This window comes from Paenibacillus etheri (genome assembly GCF_001012825.1).
Classification (GTDB): Bacteria; Bacillota; Bacilli; order Paenibacillales; family Paenibacillaceae; genus Paenibacillus_AQ; species Paenibacillus_AQ etheri.
The window spans coordinates 158,054-174,318 of sequence record NZ_LCZJ02000014.1; the positions used below are offsets into that span (position 1 = coordinate 158,054).

The 16,265-nt window shown below is 45.4% G+C and carries 15 protein-coding genes; all 15 read left to right on the forward strand.

Features of this window, described 5'->3' with window-relative positions; translation table 11 throughout:
• Positions 1-14: 14 nt before the first annotated feature.
• The 15 genes from UQ64_RS02770 to UQ64_RS02835 all read left to right on the forward strand — a co-directional run bounded on the left by UQ64_RS02770 (position 15) and on the right by UQ64_RS02835 (position 16,263).
• Positions 15-2,270: an HD family phosphohydrolase gene (locus UQ64_RS02770; RefSeq protein ID WP_060622000.1), complete on the forward strand. Its 2,256-nt coding sequence runs from the start codon at positions 15-17 to the stop codon at positions 2,268-2,270.
• Complete coding sequence (gene ybeY, locus UQ64_RS02775) at positions 2,267-2,764, forward strand: rRNA maturation RNase YbeY (RefSeq protein WP_060622001.1); 498 nt, start codon at positions 2,267-2,269, stop codon at positions 2,762-2,764. The genes UQ64_RS02770 and ybeY overlap by 4 nt, the downstream gene beginning before the upstream one ends.
• Positions 2,764-3,159: a diacylglycerol kinase family protein gene (locus tag UQ64_RS02780; RefSeq protein WP_060622002.1), complete on the forward strand. Its 396-nt coding sequence runs from the start codon at positions 2,764-2,766 to the stop codon at positions 3,157-3,159. Before ybeY ends, UQ64_RS02780 begins: the two co-directional genes overlap by 1 nt.
• A gap of 269 nt (positions 3,160-3,428) precedes the next feature.
• Positions 3,429-3,848, forward strand: a complete 420-nt coding sequence (locus UQ64_RS02785; protein WP_060622003.1) for a cytidine deaminase — start codon at positions 3,429-3,431, stop codon at positions 3,846-3,848.
• A 521-nt stretch (positions 3,849-4,369) separates the two neighbouring features.
• Positions 4,370-5,263, forward strand: a complete 894-nt coding sequence (gene era / locus UQ64_RS02790; RefSeq protein ID WP_042130317.1) for a GTPase Era — start codon at positions 4,370-4,372, stop codon at positions 5,261-5,263.
• 112 nt (positions 5,264-5,375) lie between these two features.
• Positions 5,376-5,519, forward strand: a complete 144-nt coding sequence (locus UQ64_RS29825) for a YqzL family protein (RefSeq protein ID WP_082650952.1) — start codon at positions 5,376-5,378, stop codon at positions 5,517-5,519.
• A gap of 36 nt (positions 5,520-5,555) precedes the next feature.
• A complete protein-coding gene (gene recO, locus UQ64_RS02795; protein WP_042190931.1) occupies positions 5,556-6,311 on the forward strand; it encodes a DNA repair protein RecO in 756 nt (251 codons plus the stop codon).
• 423 nt (positions 6,312-6,734) lie between these two features.
• Positions 6,735-7,622, forward strand: a complete 888-nt coding sequence (gene glyQ, locus UQ64_RS02800) for a glycine--tRNA ligase subunit alpha (protein WP_042130314.1) — start codon at positions 6,735-6,737, stop codon at positions 7,620-7,622.
• The gene (glyS, locus tag UQ64_RS02805; RefSeq protein WP_060622004.1) at positions 7,615-9,690 is read left to right on the forward strand and encodes a glycine--tRNA ligase subunit beta; all 2,076 of its coding nucleotides are present in this window, start codon (positions 7,615-7,617) and stop codon (positions 9,688-9,690) included. The genes glyQ and glyS overlap by 8 nt, the downstream gene beginning before the upstream one ends.
• A gap of 264 nt (positions 9,691-9,954) precedes the next feature.
• Positions 9,955-10,431: a YaiI/YqxD family protein gene (locus UQ64_RS02810; RefSeq protein ID WP_060622037.1), complete on the forward strand. Its 477-nt coding sequence runs from the start codon at positions 9,955-9,957 to the stop codon at positions 10,429-10,431.
• A 39-nt stretch (positions 10,432-10,470) separates the two neighbouring features.
• Entirely contained in the window at positions 10,471-12,291 is a 1,821-nt protein-coding gene (gene dnaG / locus UQ64_RS02815; protein ID WP_060622005.1) for a DNA primase, read from the forward strand.
• A gap of 40 nt (positions 12,292-12,331) precedes the next feature.
• Positions 12,332-13,465, forward strand: a complete 1,134-nt coding sequence (rpoD, locus tag UQ64_RS02820) for an RNA polymerase sigma factor RpoD (RefSeq protein ID WP_042130309.1) — start codon at positions 12,332-12,334, stop codon at positions 13,463-13,465.
• Positions 13,466-13,571: 106 nt separating this feature from the next.
• A complete protein-coding gene (locus UQ64_RS02825; protein ID WP_060622006.1) occupies positions 13,572-14,396 on the forward strand; it encodes a hypothetical protein in 825 nt (274 codons plus the stop codon).
• A 5-nt stretch (positions 14,397-14,401) separates the two neighbouring features.
• The gene (locus UQ64_RS02830) at positions 14,402-15,172 is read left to right on the forward strand and encodes a tRNA (adenine(22)-N(1))-methyltransferase (RefSeq protein WP_060622038.1); all 771 of its coding nucleotides are present in this window, start codon (positions 14,402-14,404) and stop codon (positions 15,170-15,172) included.
• Entirely contained in the window at positions 15,148-16,263 is a 1,116-nt protein-coding gene (locus UQ64_RS02835; protein WP_060622007.1) for a Nif3-like dinuclear metal center hexameric protein, read from the forward strand. Before UQ64_RS02830 ends, UQ64_RS02835 begins: the two co-directional genes overlap by 25 nt.
• The last annotated feature ends 2 nt before the right edge of the window (positions 16,264-16,265 follow it).

Below are 16,265 nucleotides of genomic sequence, written 5' to 3' on the forward strand. Positions count from 1 at the left end.
AGGGGATTGTCTTCATGGCTTCAAAGCAACCATCTAAATTAAGCGGATTTGTATATACGAATAACGGGTGGAAGTATAGCGCAGTGACACGCTATGCTCTTTTCCTGTTACTCGGACTGGTGTTCTACTTTAGCTTGTCGCCAGATCTGCTTCCTAAAAAATATGATATTAAAGAGGATACTTACAGCGCAAAGGAAATAACGGCACCTAAACAAATTAAGGACAAGAAAGCTACATTAAAAGCGGCGGAAGAAGCAGCCGAAAGTGTATCACCAAAATATAAAATCATCCCCATGAGGGTTGATAACCTAGTTACCTCACTACTGGACCGGATTGACCGCCTCAACCAGGATGATTTGGTTCCACAAAGCGAAAAAGTCTCTATTTACAAGGATGTGATTCCGGAGCGAGCCAATGACTTCATTCTGAACTTTATAAATTCGAGCCGCAACTCAAACACTTATTCCGATACGCTGCTAGATGAGATGCAATCTGTTATTAAAGAGCAGACCTATGTCATTCCGGAAGAGACTTATATTAAGATTCCACGGCTGACCTCTCAGGACTTTATCGAAATGAAATCTGTAGCACGAGATATTGTAACAAGGCTGATGAATGATCAGATCACGGATGCGCAGTCTGCACGTGCCAAAGTGGCGGAGCAGGTAAGTATCAGTTCTTTGAGTCAGCGCACAGCACGTGAGGTTGTGCAGGAATTAGTGAGACTCGTGATTACAAGCAATAAGTTCTATGATGAAGATGCAACGAAGGAAGCGAAGGTACAGGCGCGTGAGAACACGCCTGATGTGTTCATTGAACAAGGGGAAGTCCTCGTCGCTAAAGGGCAAAAAATCACTCCAGAGCTGTACGCCCTTTTGGATGAGAATGGCCTGCTCAACAACGAGGTCAACTATTGGCCTCAGGTTGGATTGCTGCTGCTTGCTACCATGTTATCTGCAGGTCTGATGGTATTCATCCGTTATTCGGGAGGCACTTCAGGCTTCAAGTATAATAACTCCCAATTATTGATGCTGGTGCTTGTATTTGTTATTACGATTATCTCCTTGCGATTGACCGCAATTTTGCAGACGGATGTCCATTCCTATCTCGGGTATCTGGCACCGGTAGCTATCGGCGCTATGCTGATCACGATGCTTTTGGATATGACATTAGCATATTTCTGTTCTATTCTGATCAGTATACTCGCCAGTATCATTTTGAATGTTCAGCAGAATTCGGTGTTTGATTTTACCTTTGGCTTCTTTTCGATTGTTGTTTGTTATGTGGCTATTTTTGCCACTCACCGTGCAGGCCAACGCTCCACATTGTTAAAAGGTGGAATTATGGTTTCCCTTTTTGGTTGTGTGACCGTGTTTATGCTGACCCTATTAGCTGGTGGAGAATGGAAAGATGTTAGCACGCTGTATGCCGTTGGTTTTGCTTTTGCGAGTGGACTTTTGACTGCGGTGCTTGTGATAGGTCTGATGCCTTTCTTTGAAGCTACCTTTGGCATTCTATCTGCACTGAAGCTGGTAGAGTTGTCTAATCCGAACCATCCCTTATTGCGTAAGCTTCTTACGGAAACCCCGGGAACCTATCACCATAGCGTAATGGTAGGTAACCTGTCAGAGGCTGCCGCAGAAGCGATTGGAGCAGATGGTCTACTGTGCCGGGTAGGATCGTATTATCATGATATTGGCAAAACAAAACGTCCGTTTTATTTTATTGAGAATCAGAATAATATGGAAAACCCGCATGACTCTATTGAGCCGAAGCTTAGTAAATCTATCATTGTGGCCCACGCCCGCGATGGGGTGGAAATGCAACGTGAATATAAGCTGCCCAAACCGATTCGTGATATTGCCGAGCAGCATCATGGAACTACGTTCCTGCATTATTTTTACCATAAGGCCTTGAAGCTGGCGGAAGAAAAGGGTGTTGAGCCTGATTTTACCGAGGAAGATTTCCGTTATCCTGGCCCGAAAGCTCAGTCGAAGGAATCGGCTGTTGTAGGAATCGCCGACAGTGTTGAAGCTGCGGTGCGATCCTTGCGCAAACCAACCGTCCTTCAGGTGGAAACGATGATTGAGAAAATTATTAAAAGTCGACTGGATGATCATCAGTTTGACGAATGTGATTTAACGATTAAAGAATTGGACATTATTGCACGGACGCTGAAAGAAACGGTCATGGGTATTTTCCATTCACGGATCGAATACCCAGAAGATGTGCGTAAGCCGAAAAAAGAGGAAGGGGCAGCTAACCCATGAGTTTGGAGATCGTTTGGGATAACGAGCAAGAAGAATACGAGATAAAGGACGATCTCATAGCACTGCTGGAGAGCATTTTGCAAAAAGCAGGTGAAGCAGAGGGGATCGATCAGGGAGAGGTTGCACTTACTTTTGTCGATAACACTCGTATTCATGAGTTGAACTTGGAGTACCGGGGAATTGATCGTCCGACGGACGTACTTTCTTTTGCGATGAATGAAAGCGGAGAGGACGAGCTGGACATTATATACGAAGTAGAAGAAGGCGAAGCGCTGGAAGATGTTCCCGACGTACTGGGAGATATCATCATTTCCGTTACTCGTGCTCAAGAGCAAGCAGATGAATATGGTCATTCGCTGGAGCGTGAGTTAGGTTTCCTCTTTGTGCACGGATTTCTGCACTTGTTAGGATATGATCATCAGGATGAAGCTTCAGAGGCAGAGATGATGTCTAAGCAAGAGAACGTACTAGCTCAGGTTGGGTTGACTCGCTAATGGTGAAGAACACGGCGGTAGGACACAAGAAGTTCTGGCACTCTTTTCGGTTTGCATCGCAAGGCATCGTGTCGGCATTCAAATCCGAGCTTAATATGAAGGTGCATTGCTGTTTGGCTGTGGTTGTACTTGTTGCCGCTGCCGTGTTCAGACTTCCGCTGGCCAGTTGGATGTTGCTGCTCTTCTCAATCACGCTTGTCTTAACCGCTGAGCTGCTCAATACGGCAATTGAAGCGACGGTAGACCTGATCTCGCCGGAGATTCATCCACTGGCTAAGAGAGCAAAAGATACCGCCGCAGGAGCTGTGCTTCTTACGGCGGTGTTTGCTGTCTTGGTTGGGGTTTATGTTTTTTATCACCCGGTGATGGACTGGATTAGCGGAATTATGTCATAATCAGGTTACAATTCAATTCAGGGGAGAGGCGGACCCGCGTTTTGCGATTCCGCCTCTTTGGTTACTGGATGTTTAGGAAGCGAGTTTTGTACGAAGAAAATTCAATGAAGTAACGCTAACAAAACTAAGTAGATGCTTTAGAAGTAAGTTTTGTCGAAGAGATTCCACGATGTAACGCTATACAAAACTAAGTAGATGCTTTCGAAGTGAGTTTTGTACGAAGTGATTCCACGATGTAGCGCTAAACAAAACTTTAGGAGGACCCAAATATGGAATCCACTCTTCTCATGCAAGAAGCGATAAAAGCACGTGCTAAGGCATATATTCCTTACTCCCGATTCGGAGTTGGAGCCGCCCTTCTTGATCAGGATGGTCATATTCATCACGGATGTAATGTGGAAAACGCTGCTTTTGGCCCGACGAATTGTGCGGAGCGGACAGCGTTATTCCGTGCTATCGCTGACGGTCATGCTATCGGTTCTTTTAAGGCAATCGCCGTTGTTGCCGATTCCGATGGTCCCGTATCACCTTGCGGTGTGTGCCGCCAAGTTATGATTGAGTTGTGTTCACCCGACATGAAGGTTATCCTTGGAAACATGAAGGGTGATATTGTTGAGACCACGGTGGGAGAATTACTCCCCGGCGCTTTTGGTCCCGTAGATCTGAGGCAAGGACAAGCTCCGGAGTAAATTGAGGCTCGTTGTTAGCGTGAGTGAGCTGCTTTAATTGCACAGAATACAATTTGAACACCAAAAACATAACATAAGCTCAAATCAACTGTACAAAATACACTTAAAAGGGTTCCAGCTCTTTCAAGTTAGGCTAAACTGGTGCAAACTGAGTGTTAGAGGAGTAACGTTAATAAGCGATGCGGCGTATAGCCGCCAGCGATTCCTAGCACAATGTAAATTGTAAACCTGCCTGTAGTCGCTCATTTCAGTAGCTTTGCCTACCACGGCGTGCTTCAAGCGAGCCATGTGAATAAGTCACAGTGAAGCGTGTTCCCAACAGGGGACGAAAGCGCTCATGCACTATCGCCCCTCTAATCCCGCCGGACGTTGCAGGTACGCCCATTTCCGGGTGTCCAGAGGGCGGAGCCCTTGGGGTCCCCCTTGGCTAAGGGGGATTTAGGGGGATCGAAAAAGCTTTTAAAAAAGATTGAATGATTCAAAAAGATTGAACTAGAAGGAAAGTATGGAAGGAAGATAATATGAAATTCAAATCAGGCTTTGTCGCAATTATCGGCAGACCGAACGTAGGTAAATCGACACTCATGAACCAGGTTATTGGACAGAAGATTGCAATCATGTCGGATAAGCCACAGACCACTAGAAACAAAATCCATGGGGTCTATACAACGAATAATTCGCAAATCGTGTTTCTGGACACACCAGGTATTCATAAAAGACAATCCAAGCTAGGCGATTACATGAACCAAACTGCAATGAGCACGCTAGGTGAAGTTGAAGCTGTGTTGTTCCTAGTGGACGCTGCAGACGGTTTGGGCGGTGGAGACCGATACATTGCTGAGCAATTAAACGGACTTAAGACACCAGTTATTCTTGTGCTCAACAAGATCGATAAAATAGAGCCGGAAGCATTGCTCCCACTTATGGCTGAGTATAACAAGCTGCATAGTTTTGCTGAAATCATTCCGATTTCGGCTAAGATGGGCAGCAATGTTAACACGCTGTTAGAGCAAGTCGCTAAGTATTTGCCAGAAGGTCCACAATACTACCCAGAAGATCAAATTACGGATCACCCTGAGCAATTTGTGTGCGCAGAACTAATTCGTGAGAAGATTCTGCATTTGACGCGCGAAGAAGTACCACATTCCATTGCTGTGGCTATCGAAGATATGAGGGTTGAGCCGAATGGTGTGGTGCATGTGTCTGCCGTTATTTTTGTCGAACGTGATTCTCAGAAGGGGATCATCATCGGTAAGCAAGGTGCGCTGTTGAAAGAGGTTGGAAGACGCGCTCGGACAGACATTGAGAACCTTTTGGGTTCGAAGATTTTTCTGGAGCTATGGGTAAAAGTGAAAAAAGACTGGCGTAATCAGGACCGCGTTCTGCGGGATTTGGGCTTCCATAAAGACCTTTAAGATCTATATCCGTCATTCCTCGTTTGGCAGGAATTGCAAGGATAGAACCTGGCTCATCGCACATCCTAATTCTTGAAGAGACATCGTCTTTCCCAAGAAAGGATGAATACGAATGCGGAACTTTTCGTGGAAGTATTTTGCAATGACAGGAGACGTCGATGCTTACCTGCTATACAAGGAAGCTGGCCTTCCACTTGAAGATAGTGTATTACAGCTAGTGGAAGAAGAGAAGGTCTATGATGAAGAAGCGCAATAAGGACTGGTTGCTTGCCGAATGGTTGGGGGAAGAGGCATGCTACACAGGGTGGAAGGGATCGTCATCCGCAGCATGGACTACGGCGAGGGGAACGCAATTATTACGCTTTGCACCGAGAACGCCGGGAAAGTAGGGGTTCTGGTACGAGGTGCTAAGAAGGTTAAAAGCCGCCATGCTGCCCTGATCCAGCTGTTCACCGTCGGGGAATTTGTTTTTTTTAGAAATAATGGAGGTCTTGGAACGCTGAATTCTGGCGAAATTACGAAGTCTCACCACCCTCTGCGTGAGGATTTGATCAAAGCTGCATATGCATCCTATGCTTGTGAATTGCTTGATAAAGTCCTGCATGATGAGGAAACGGGGAGCTTCTGGTTTCGCCAGCTTACGGCCTGCTTGAACGCACTTGAAGAAGATAAGGAACCTGGAGTTATCATAAATGTTTATGAAATGAAGATTTTGCAAGCAGCCGGTTATGGTCCAGAATTCGACACCTGTGTTATATGTGGAGCTGAAAAGCCTGATGAACAACTGCTCATAAGCCCTCGCCTTGGTGGAGCACTCTGCCGCAGCTGTAAACATAATGATCCTCCAGCAATGGAGGTCTCTGCTCGCGCATTGAAATTGCTGCGTTTATTCGCCAGACTTGATCTAACTAGATTAGGGAATGTGGATGTCAAAGAAAGCAGCCGTGATGAGCTGAAAAAAATTATGCGAGCTTTTATGGATGTGCAGCTTGGATTAAAGCTAAAATCACAGAATTTCCTGGATCAGCTCGACAAGTACAAGATTTGACGAAATCTGATTTTTCCGTTACTATAGGAACAGTTTAATTATAAGATTATCGCCGTTTTGCTCCATTTCGGGAGAACGTGCATTGATCGGGAAAGTAATGAGCGATATTGTCGCGGTTCAGCGAGCTGGGGGTAGTGAGAGCCTGGCGGGACAATGTTCATGAACATGGCACCCGGGAGTACGGATATGGTGAATGAAAGTGGATTTCGTTCTTGTCTTTAGCAGTGATATTGCTGAATCAAGGGTTGAAATCAAGTAGGGTGGAACCGCGGGAGAATAAGTTAAGCTCTCGTCCCTATGTCTGTTAATCAGGCATGGGGGCGGGGGTTTTTTGTTGCTGTCAGGAGCAAAAAATGCCGCCTCCATGGTAAGAAGTTTTAAGCAAGCTGATCAAAAAACTTGTAAAGCGAAGGAGACGGTATTATGAACTTTCAGCAGATGATTTTGACGCTGCAGCAGTTCTGGGCTGAACAGAACTGTATTATTGTACAGCCTTATGACACTGAAAAAGGCGCCGGCACGATGAACCCTATGACTTTTTTACGCTCGCTGGGTCCTGAACCATGGAGGGTTGCGTACGTAGAACCTTCACGTCGTCCATCCGATGGACGTTATGGAGAGAACCCGAACCGTCTATATCAGCATCATCAATTCCAAGTAATTATTAAACCATCGCCTGATAACATTCAAGAGATTTACTTGGATAGTTTGAAAGCACTTGGTATTGATCCACTCTTGCATGATATCCGTTTTGTCGAGGATAACTGGGAGAACCCTTCACTCGGTTGTGCTGGTCTTGGATGGGAAGTATGGCTGGATGGTATGGAAATTACTCAGTTTACCTACTTCCAACAGGTGGGTGGGATTGAAGCCAATCCAGTAGCCGTAGAAATTACTTACGGTATGGAGCGGTTAGCATCCTACATTCAAGATAAAGAAAATGTATTCGATCTTGAATGGGTTAGTGGTATGACTTATGGTGATGTTTTCCATCAACCGGAGTTTGAACACTCTACTTACACCTTTGAAGTATCTGATGTAAAAATGTTATTTTCACTGTTCAACATGTACGAAGAAGAAGCGCGTAGAGCGATGGAGCAGCATCTTGTGTTCCCAGCCTACGATTACGTGTTGAAATGCTCACATAGCTTTAATCTGCTGGATGCACGTGGAGCCATCAGTGTTACTGAACGGACTGGATTTATTACCCGAGTGCGTAATCTTGCCCGCTCTGTAGCGGCAACATATCTTGAGGAACGCGAGAAGCTTGGCTTCCCGCTGCTGAAGAAAGAAGGTGCTGACCGTGTCTAAAGATATCCTGTTTGAGATCGGTCTGGAGGAAATCCCTGCACGTTTTATCCGCGCTGCGATGGAACAGCTACAAGACAGAACATCCAAGTGGTTGGATTCTGTACGGATTACTCATGCTGGAGTTACTGCCTATGCAACGCCACGTCGTCTTGCTGTTTTTGTTAAGGATGCGGCTGAGAAGCAAGAGGACATTAGCGAAGAGGTCAAAGGACCATCACGCAAAATCGCACTGGATGCAAACGGGGACTGGAGCAAAGCTGCTTTAGGATTTGCCCGTAGTCAGGGTGTATCTCCAGAGCAATTTACCTTCAAAGAACTAGCTGGAGTAGAGTATATTTATGCTACTAGAAACAGTGCTGGGGTAGAGACAGCTTCATTGCTCTCAGAAGGACTTTTAGAAATTGTAAATGCGATGACTTTTCCGAAAAACATGCGTTGGGGAGCTTACGATTTTAAATTCGTGCGTCCGATTCGCTGGTTAGTTGCTCTTTTTGGGAAAGATATTATTGATTTGGAAATCACGGATGTAAAAGCAGGTAATGTGAGCCGTGGACATCGTTTTCTGGGAACAGAGACCGTAATTTCGGAGCCTGCACAATATGTGGAGAGCTTGCGTGCGCAGCATGTGCTCGTAGATGTGAAGGAACGGGAAGACCTGATCCTGAAACAAATCAACCATTTGGCTGAAGAAAAAAACTGGACGATTGCGATCAAAGAGGATCTTTTGGAGGAAGTACTGTTCCTAGTGGAAACCCCAACCGTGTTGTTTGGAACCTTCGATCCATCGTTCTTGAACATTCCACAGGATGTCCTGATTACTTCGATGCGTGAGCATCAGCGGTATTTCCCTGTATTTGATGCAGCAGGCAAACTGCTACCTTTCTTCGTAACGGTCCGTAACGGGAATGCAGTATCTTTGGATGTTATTGCTAAGGGTAATGAGAAGGTACTCCGTGCTCGTCTATCAGATGCCAAATTCTTCTATCAAGAAGATCAAAAGATGAAGATTAACGATGCACTAGCCAAACTAGAGAATATCGTCTACCATGAAGAGCTTGGCAGTGTTGGAGATAAAGTGCGTCGTATTCGCCAAATCTCCGATCGTCTTGCTGTAAAGTTAGGATTGTCTGATACAGCCCTCTCTGAAGTAAGCCGGACTGCTGATATTTGCAAATTTGACCTTGTGACTCAAATGGTTTATGAATTCCCAGAACTTCAAGGCACCATGGGCGAAGATTATGCACGCAAAGCCGGAGAGCCTGAAACTGTGGCAAAAGCAATCTTCGAGCATTACCAGCCACGGTTCGCGGGAGATGCAGTACCTTCGACGGATGCTGGATCGGTTGTCAGCATTGCAGACAAGATCGATACAATTGTAGGTTGCTTCTCCATCGGTATCATCCCAACAGGTTCTCAGGATCCTTACGCACTACGTCGCCAGGCTGCAGGGATTGTACAAATTGTGCTCGAGCATAAATTGCCGATTACGCTGCGCGAAATTTTTGAAGCAGCGATTGAAATTCATAAAAATTCAGGGAATTCGAAACATTCTGACGATGAACTACGTATAAACCTGTACGAGTTCTTCAGTCTGCGTGTTAAACGCCTTTTATCCGACAATGTACGCTATGATGTTGTGGACGCTGTTACAGCAGCTGGCTTTGACGACGTGGTAGATGTTGTGGGCAGAAGCCGTGCACTTATGGGTGCTGTGTTAGACCAAGAAGACTTCAAAATTACCGTAGATTCACTCACTCGTGTCAGTAATCTGGCAGCTAAAGCGACCAGCGAAGGGATTGATCCTTCTTTACTTAAAGAAGATGCTGAGCTACAGCTGTACAATACATGGCAGGAGTTACACACACCATACCTTGAAGCGATGTCGGCGAATAATGCCGAAGAAGCACTCCGTATTCTCTCGGGTCTAAAAGATGCTGTTACAGCATTTTTCGATTCCGTTATGGTTATGGCGGAGGATGAGCAGGTACGCGCTAATCGTTTAGCTTTGCTTGCTGGGATTGATGCCGACTCTAAGGCGTTTGCTGATTTTGGTAAGCTCGTCTGGTAAGGACTGAGCACCGGAGTTCCCGGCAGAATTCAAGATTCAACGTCGATATCGCTTCTCAGATTAGACTTCGTGATCAAAGGGCAGCTTTTTGAACAACATCTATAAGAAAAGTTTGTGTCTTATGGTATAGAACGTTGGTTTGGGGTATAAATATACGGAACGGTGCCAATGCGTCATTTGACATCCGTTCCGTATTTATGCATAGAAAGAAGGATTTCTTGCGGTAAGGGCGTATATATATTACACGGGAAATTGGTGATGATCATGGAGAAGAAGTCCCGGTCTAGAACTATAGTCGTGGATGGGGATGCTTGTCCGGTCAAAAAAGAGATTGCTGAAGTTGGTCGCGCCTTTGGTGTGCCGGTACTGATGGTATCTTCTTATGACCATGCACTGAAAGCTGAAGAAGGTGTAACGGTTGTGCAGGTGGACCGGGGAGATCAGAGCGCCGATCTATATATTGCCAATCATATTTCTGCAGGAGATGTGGTATTGACTGCGGACTATGGTCTCGCAGCACTTGCGCTCGGGAAACGCTGCAGTGTGCTTTCTTTTCGTGGCCAGGAATATGACGATTCCAAAATGGATTTTATGTTGGAAGGTAGGCATGCCAGGGCCGTGGAACGAAGACGGGGACATTACTCTAAGGGTCCAAAACCTATAACGGCAGAAGAAAAAATATATTTTCAACATAAAATGACAAAACTTTTAATACTTTTGCAGGAGAATGTGGAGCAATAGCGAATTATATTTATTTGTTAAGAATTGAAGGTGGTTGAAGTGGCTAGCGGACACGGGAATATTCCGGAAGAAGTTATCGAAAGCGTGCTTGCACGTCATGATATTGTCGATACAGTCGGTAAGGTTGTCCATTTGTCCAAGCAGGGGAAATATTTATGGGGCCTCTGCCCGTTCCATTCGGAGAAAACCCCTTCCTTTACAGTTACCCCCGACCGGGGAGTGTTTCATTGCTTTGGCTGCGGCATGGGTGGAAATGCCATCAAATTTAGGATGGAAATCGAAGGATTAACCTTCCCCGAAGCCGTCAAAATAATGGCTGAAGAAAGTGATATTCCCGTTCCCGAAGGTAAGGGAGGCCTGATGTCTCCTCCTGATCCGGAACGCGATCGGTTGATTCAAGCTTATGAATGGTCGGCAAAGTTTTATCATTACTTGCTGAAGAATACGGAACACGGCAAAGCCGCAATGGAGTATTTAAGAGCCCGGAACTTCAGCGATAAAATGATTGACCAGTTTCAGATCGGATATGCTCCGGACCGCTGGGATACTTTGCTACAATTTTTGGAGAAACGGAATTTTGATCTTGCTGAGATGGAGAAAGGTGGACTCCTGTCTGCACGAGGTGAGGGCAAAGGGTATATAGACCGTTTCCGGGGTCGGATTATTTTTCCGATTGCGAACCGCACAGGCAAGGTGATTGCATTTGCCGGAAGAATTTTTGGAGAAGGACAACCCAAGTATCTAAATTCTCCAGAGAGTAGATTGTTTAACAAAAGCCGGATTTTATACAATTTGCACCAGTCCAAAGCATCCATCCGTAAAACGCGGCAAATCGTCCTCTTTGAAGGATACGGAGATGTCATTTCGGCCTGGGAAGCAGGTGTGCATAACGGTGTAGCAACAATGGGAACATCTTTAACTGAAAGTCATGTAGCACTGATGAAGAGTCTGGCTGATGAAATTGTACTGTCTTATGACGGTGACCGGGCAGGACAAGCAGCTGCTATAAAGTCCATTCCAATGCTTGAAGGCAGCGGCCTGCGTGTAAAGATCGCCTTACTGCCAAGCGGACTCGATCCAGATGAATTCATCTCCAAGCATGGTGGAGAAAGGTTTATGGATCAGGTTATTGATTCAGCGGTTTCATCCATAAAATTTAAGCTTATATATCTGAAAAAAAACCATATACTCCTAGAGGAAGATGGCAAAATTGCCTACGTCAAAGAAGCTTTGGAGGTCATTGCTTCGTTACATTCCTCGACCGAGAGAGAGGTTTACCTAAGGGAAATCGCTTCTGAGCTGGAACTTTCATATGATAGTTTGAAGCAGGATTGTAATTTACTTAGGGCATCGATGCAAAAAAACATCCCTGAAGGGGATAATAACGACAAAAGGTGGAATAATGGTAGGCATAAAAAAGGGCAAGTGCAGACACCAACTTTACTGCCCGCTTATCATGTCGCGGAACGGCGTTTACTGTCCTTTATGATTCAGGACCCGGAAGCCGCCACGTATGTGGGCGAACGCCTCGGAGAAGAGTTCAACATCGATGATCATGCGGCAATTGCCGCTTATCTATATGCCTATTACGCGCAAGGCAAACCACCCGGCATTAGTCGGTTTCTGTCATCGCTTCAGGATGATCGTCTAGAGAAAACTGCTACATCAATTTCCATGATGGATACACCTCCAGACTGGAATATGCAGGTGCTGGATGATTGTATCCGTGAAGTACGGAAATACCCACTGCAGCGCAAGATGGATCAGAAGCGTGAAGAGATGATTCAGGCGGAAAAGTCAGGTGACTTTTTGCGTGCGGCACAAATAGCAAGTGAGATTATAGCCCTAGAGAGACAATGAAATGTTGACAGGATGTACCTAGGGAGGAGGGAGTCGAATTATGGCGAACGATCAGCATACTGAATTGGAAGCAGAATTTACTTTGGATCAGGTTAAGGATCAGCTTATTGAGCAAGGCAAGAAAAGATCATCATTGCTATACAAAGATATTATGGAGAAATTATCGCCGTTTGATCAAGACCCCGAGCAAATGGAGGAGTTCTATGAACAACTCAGTGATTTGGGAATTGAAGTTGTAAACGAGAACGATGAGGAGGTTAACAGTCTCCGACCAAATGAGGACAATGAGGACAAAGAGGGCGATGAGTTCAGCTTTGATGATGATTTGTCACTGCCGCCAGGGATCAAGATTAATGACCCTGTCCGTATGTATCTGAAAGAAATTGGACGCGTTCCGCTGTTATCGGCTGACGATGAAGTGGAGCTTGCTATGCGGATTAAGAATGGTGACGAGGAAGCTAAACGTCGTCTTGCGGAAGCAAATCTTCGTCTCGTAGTAAGTATTGCTAAACGTTATGTTGGACGTGGAATGCTGTTCCTCGATCTGATTCAGGAAGGTAACATGGGTCTGATCAAAGCGGTAGAGAAATTTGACCATAACAAAGGGTTCAAATTTAGTACGTATGCAACTTGGTGGATTCGTCAGGCCATTACCCGCGCGATTGCAGATCAGGCACGTACAATTCGTATTCCTGTACACATGGTGGAGACGATCAACAAGCTGATTCGTGTCTCTCGTCAATTGCTGCAAGAACTTGGACGTGAACCTTCGCCAGAGGAAATTGCGGCTGAGATGGAGCTGACGGTTGAGAAAGTTAGAGAAATCATGAAGATTGCCCAAGAACCAGTATCGCTCGAAACACCGATCGGTGAAGAAGACGATTCACATCTGGGAGATTTCATTGAGGATCAGGAAGCCTTGGCTCCTGCGGATGCAGCAGCATATGAACTGCTGAAGGAACAGCTGGAGGATGTACTGGACACGCTCACGGAGCGTGAAGAGAATGTACTTCGTCTGCGTTTTGGCCTAGATGATGGCCGGACGAGAACACTTGAAGAAGTGGGCAAAGTGTTCGGCGTTACCCGCGAACGGATTCGCCAGATTGAAGCTAAAGCATTACGTAAGCTTCGTCACCCTAGCCGCAGTAAACGGCTTAAGGATTTCCTTGAATAGTATTTCATGAACTGGACCTTCTGCTGCTCAGTAGCAGGAGGTTCTTTTATTTGAATTACGACCCTAAAAGTGCTGACCTTGTGTATCTGGAAAGAAGGATGAGCCAGTGAATTTGGAAAAACGCGAAATTATTATAAATGAGATACAGTATTGGAGAAATAACAAATTGCTGCCAGAGCAATATTGCGACTTCTTAACCAACCTGTATGATGATGAAGCTGCGGAGAAGGATAACAATCCGATTTCGCTGAAGAATCTACAGCAGGGAAACATCAAAATTTGGCTGTTTGGTTTTGGAATTATTTCCTTGATTTTCTTGATTAGTCTTTATTTTAGCGTTTTTCCCTGGCCTTTGCAACTTGCAACAGCACTATCCGTATTAATTGTCTGTTATGGATACTCAGCGGTTTACAGGGGCCGAAATCATGTTATTAGTCTTATCCTAGCGGGGCTAGGAAGTGTGTTAACGCTTGGTTTTGGACTATGGATGATTGCTTTGCATGATCTTGATCCTCAGCTCTGGAGACCGATTCTGATTGGAGCCTGTGGCTTGTTATGGTGCATTCTGGGATTTTTACTCCGGATTGGATTGCTGCAGTACTGCGGTTATGCTTTTTGGGCATTACTATATGCGGGATTCTTCGGTGGAAAACGCCCTGAGGCTTCGATACTAGAGCTTGAGCTCTTATGGCTTCCCTTGTGTGTAATGATGGTGTGGTTAAGCTGGCTTTTACATCACAGAGTTAAAGGCGTCGCTAGTGTTTTTTTTGCAGTGGGAGTATCGCTATGGATTATGCCTGAGCTCGATGCCCTTTTATTGAGACAGGATTATCCACAGTGGATTTCGTTTATGTTAATTTTAAAAATTGCGGTAGGGTTGGCCCTGCTGTTCTTGTTTCGAAAAAAATGGATAACGTGGGTGGCAACATGAATAATGTGAAATTATCAGATCGGCTTCAGCAATTGCTGGAGCAAATTCCGCAAGGAAGCAGGTTGGCAGACATCGGCTCTGATCATGCTTTGCTTCCTGTAGCTGCTGTAGAAAGCGGTAAGGCTGTATTCGCGGTAGCAGGTGAGGTGAACCCGGGTCCTTTTGATGCTGCTTGTAAAGGCGTTGCAGAGGCTGGACTAGGAAAGGTGATCTCGGTGCGGCGAGGAGACGGTCTTGAAGTACTGGAACCTGGTGAAGTTAATTGTATCACGATCGCTGGCATGGGAGGGGCTTTAATTGCCTCGATCTTAGATCGTGGTCAGAGTCAAGGCAAGCTAAAGGATGTTACAACACTTGTACTTCAGCCGAATGTAGGCGAGGATATTTTGCGCCGCTGGTTACTAAATAATGAATGGGTTCTTATCGCTGAAAGTATTCTGGAAGAGGACGGCAAGTTGTATGAAGTGTTGACAGCTGTACCAGAGAACGCAAGTGCCGGAATTACAAATGCCAATGTATATCGAGAGGTTACGTTAGGCGATTCCACTATGGTTCGTGGTCAGGATACCTTGCTACAAATGGGACCTTTTCTGATTCAAGCACCAAATGAAGTGTTTTTTGCCAAGTGGCAGGGAGAGATTCAGAAATTGGAAGGCATACTGACATCATTGTCGCGTTCAGAACTTGAATCTGCGGAGAATAAACGGAAATTAATTCGAGATCAGATCAAGGAGATTACGGAGGTGCTGCAATGCTTGCCAAAGGACAAACAGTAATTCAATATATAGAACAACTGGCTCCGAAGCATTTAGCCGAAGATTGGGACAAAGTCGGTCTGCAACTAGGTTCCTTACAGAAAGAAATAACCAATGTGCTAGTTGCACTGGATGTTAATGATGAAGTCGTTGAAGAGGCAATTAGTCTCGGCTGTAATCTAATCATTGCCCACCATGCCATTATTTTTCGTCCGCTGCAAGGGATTCAGACCGATACACCGATGGGCAGAATGTATGAAAAATTGATCAAAAATGACATCGCAGTATACATCAGTCATACGAATCTGGATGTTACAGAAGGTGGAATGAACGACTGGATGGCGGAAGCTCTAGGCATAGAGAACGGAGTGCCCATCAAAGACATTCATTCAGAGCAATTATCAAAGCTGGTGGTATTTGTGCCAAAGGATCATCATCAGAAGGTGCTGGATGCTATCCTGAATGCAGGAGCTGGGGCAATCGGCAACTATAGTCATTGCAGCTTCAATATTGAGGGATACGGAACTTTTATTCCGGGAGAAGGCACAGATCCTTATATTGGGGAAAAAGGTAAGATGGAGCGGGCCGAGGAGATTCGTATTGAGACGATCGTGCCACACACTATCCGCAATAAAGTGGTACAGGCTATGCTCAAGGCTCATCCTTATGAAGAGGTTGCCTATGATTTGTATACGATGGATCTTAAAGGGCGCACTTTAGGGCTTGGGCGAGTAGGTAAGCTCAAAGAGCCTACAACCCTTGGGCAATTCGTTGAGACAGTAAAAAAAGGTCTGAAAGTAGACCATGTACGTGTTGTAGGTGATTTGGATCGTCCGATTCGTAAAGCTGCTGTTCTCGGCGGTTCGGGTGGAAAGTATTATAATAGTGCTATTTTCCGCGGTGCGGATGTGCTGGTCACAGGGGATCTTGATTACCATACTGCACAGGATGCCGTACTCGCTGGTATCACTCTGATTGATCCGGGACATAATGCGGAGAAGATCATGAAAGAGAAAGTAGCAGAGTGGATGACTGGGAAACTAGTGGAGCATAAGTATGATACAACTGTACATGCTTCGCAGGTGAATACGGAGCCATTTAAGTTTCTGTAAAA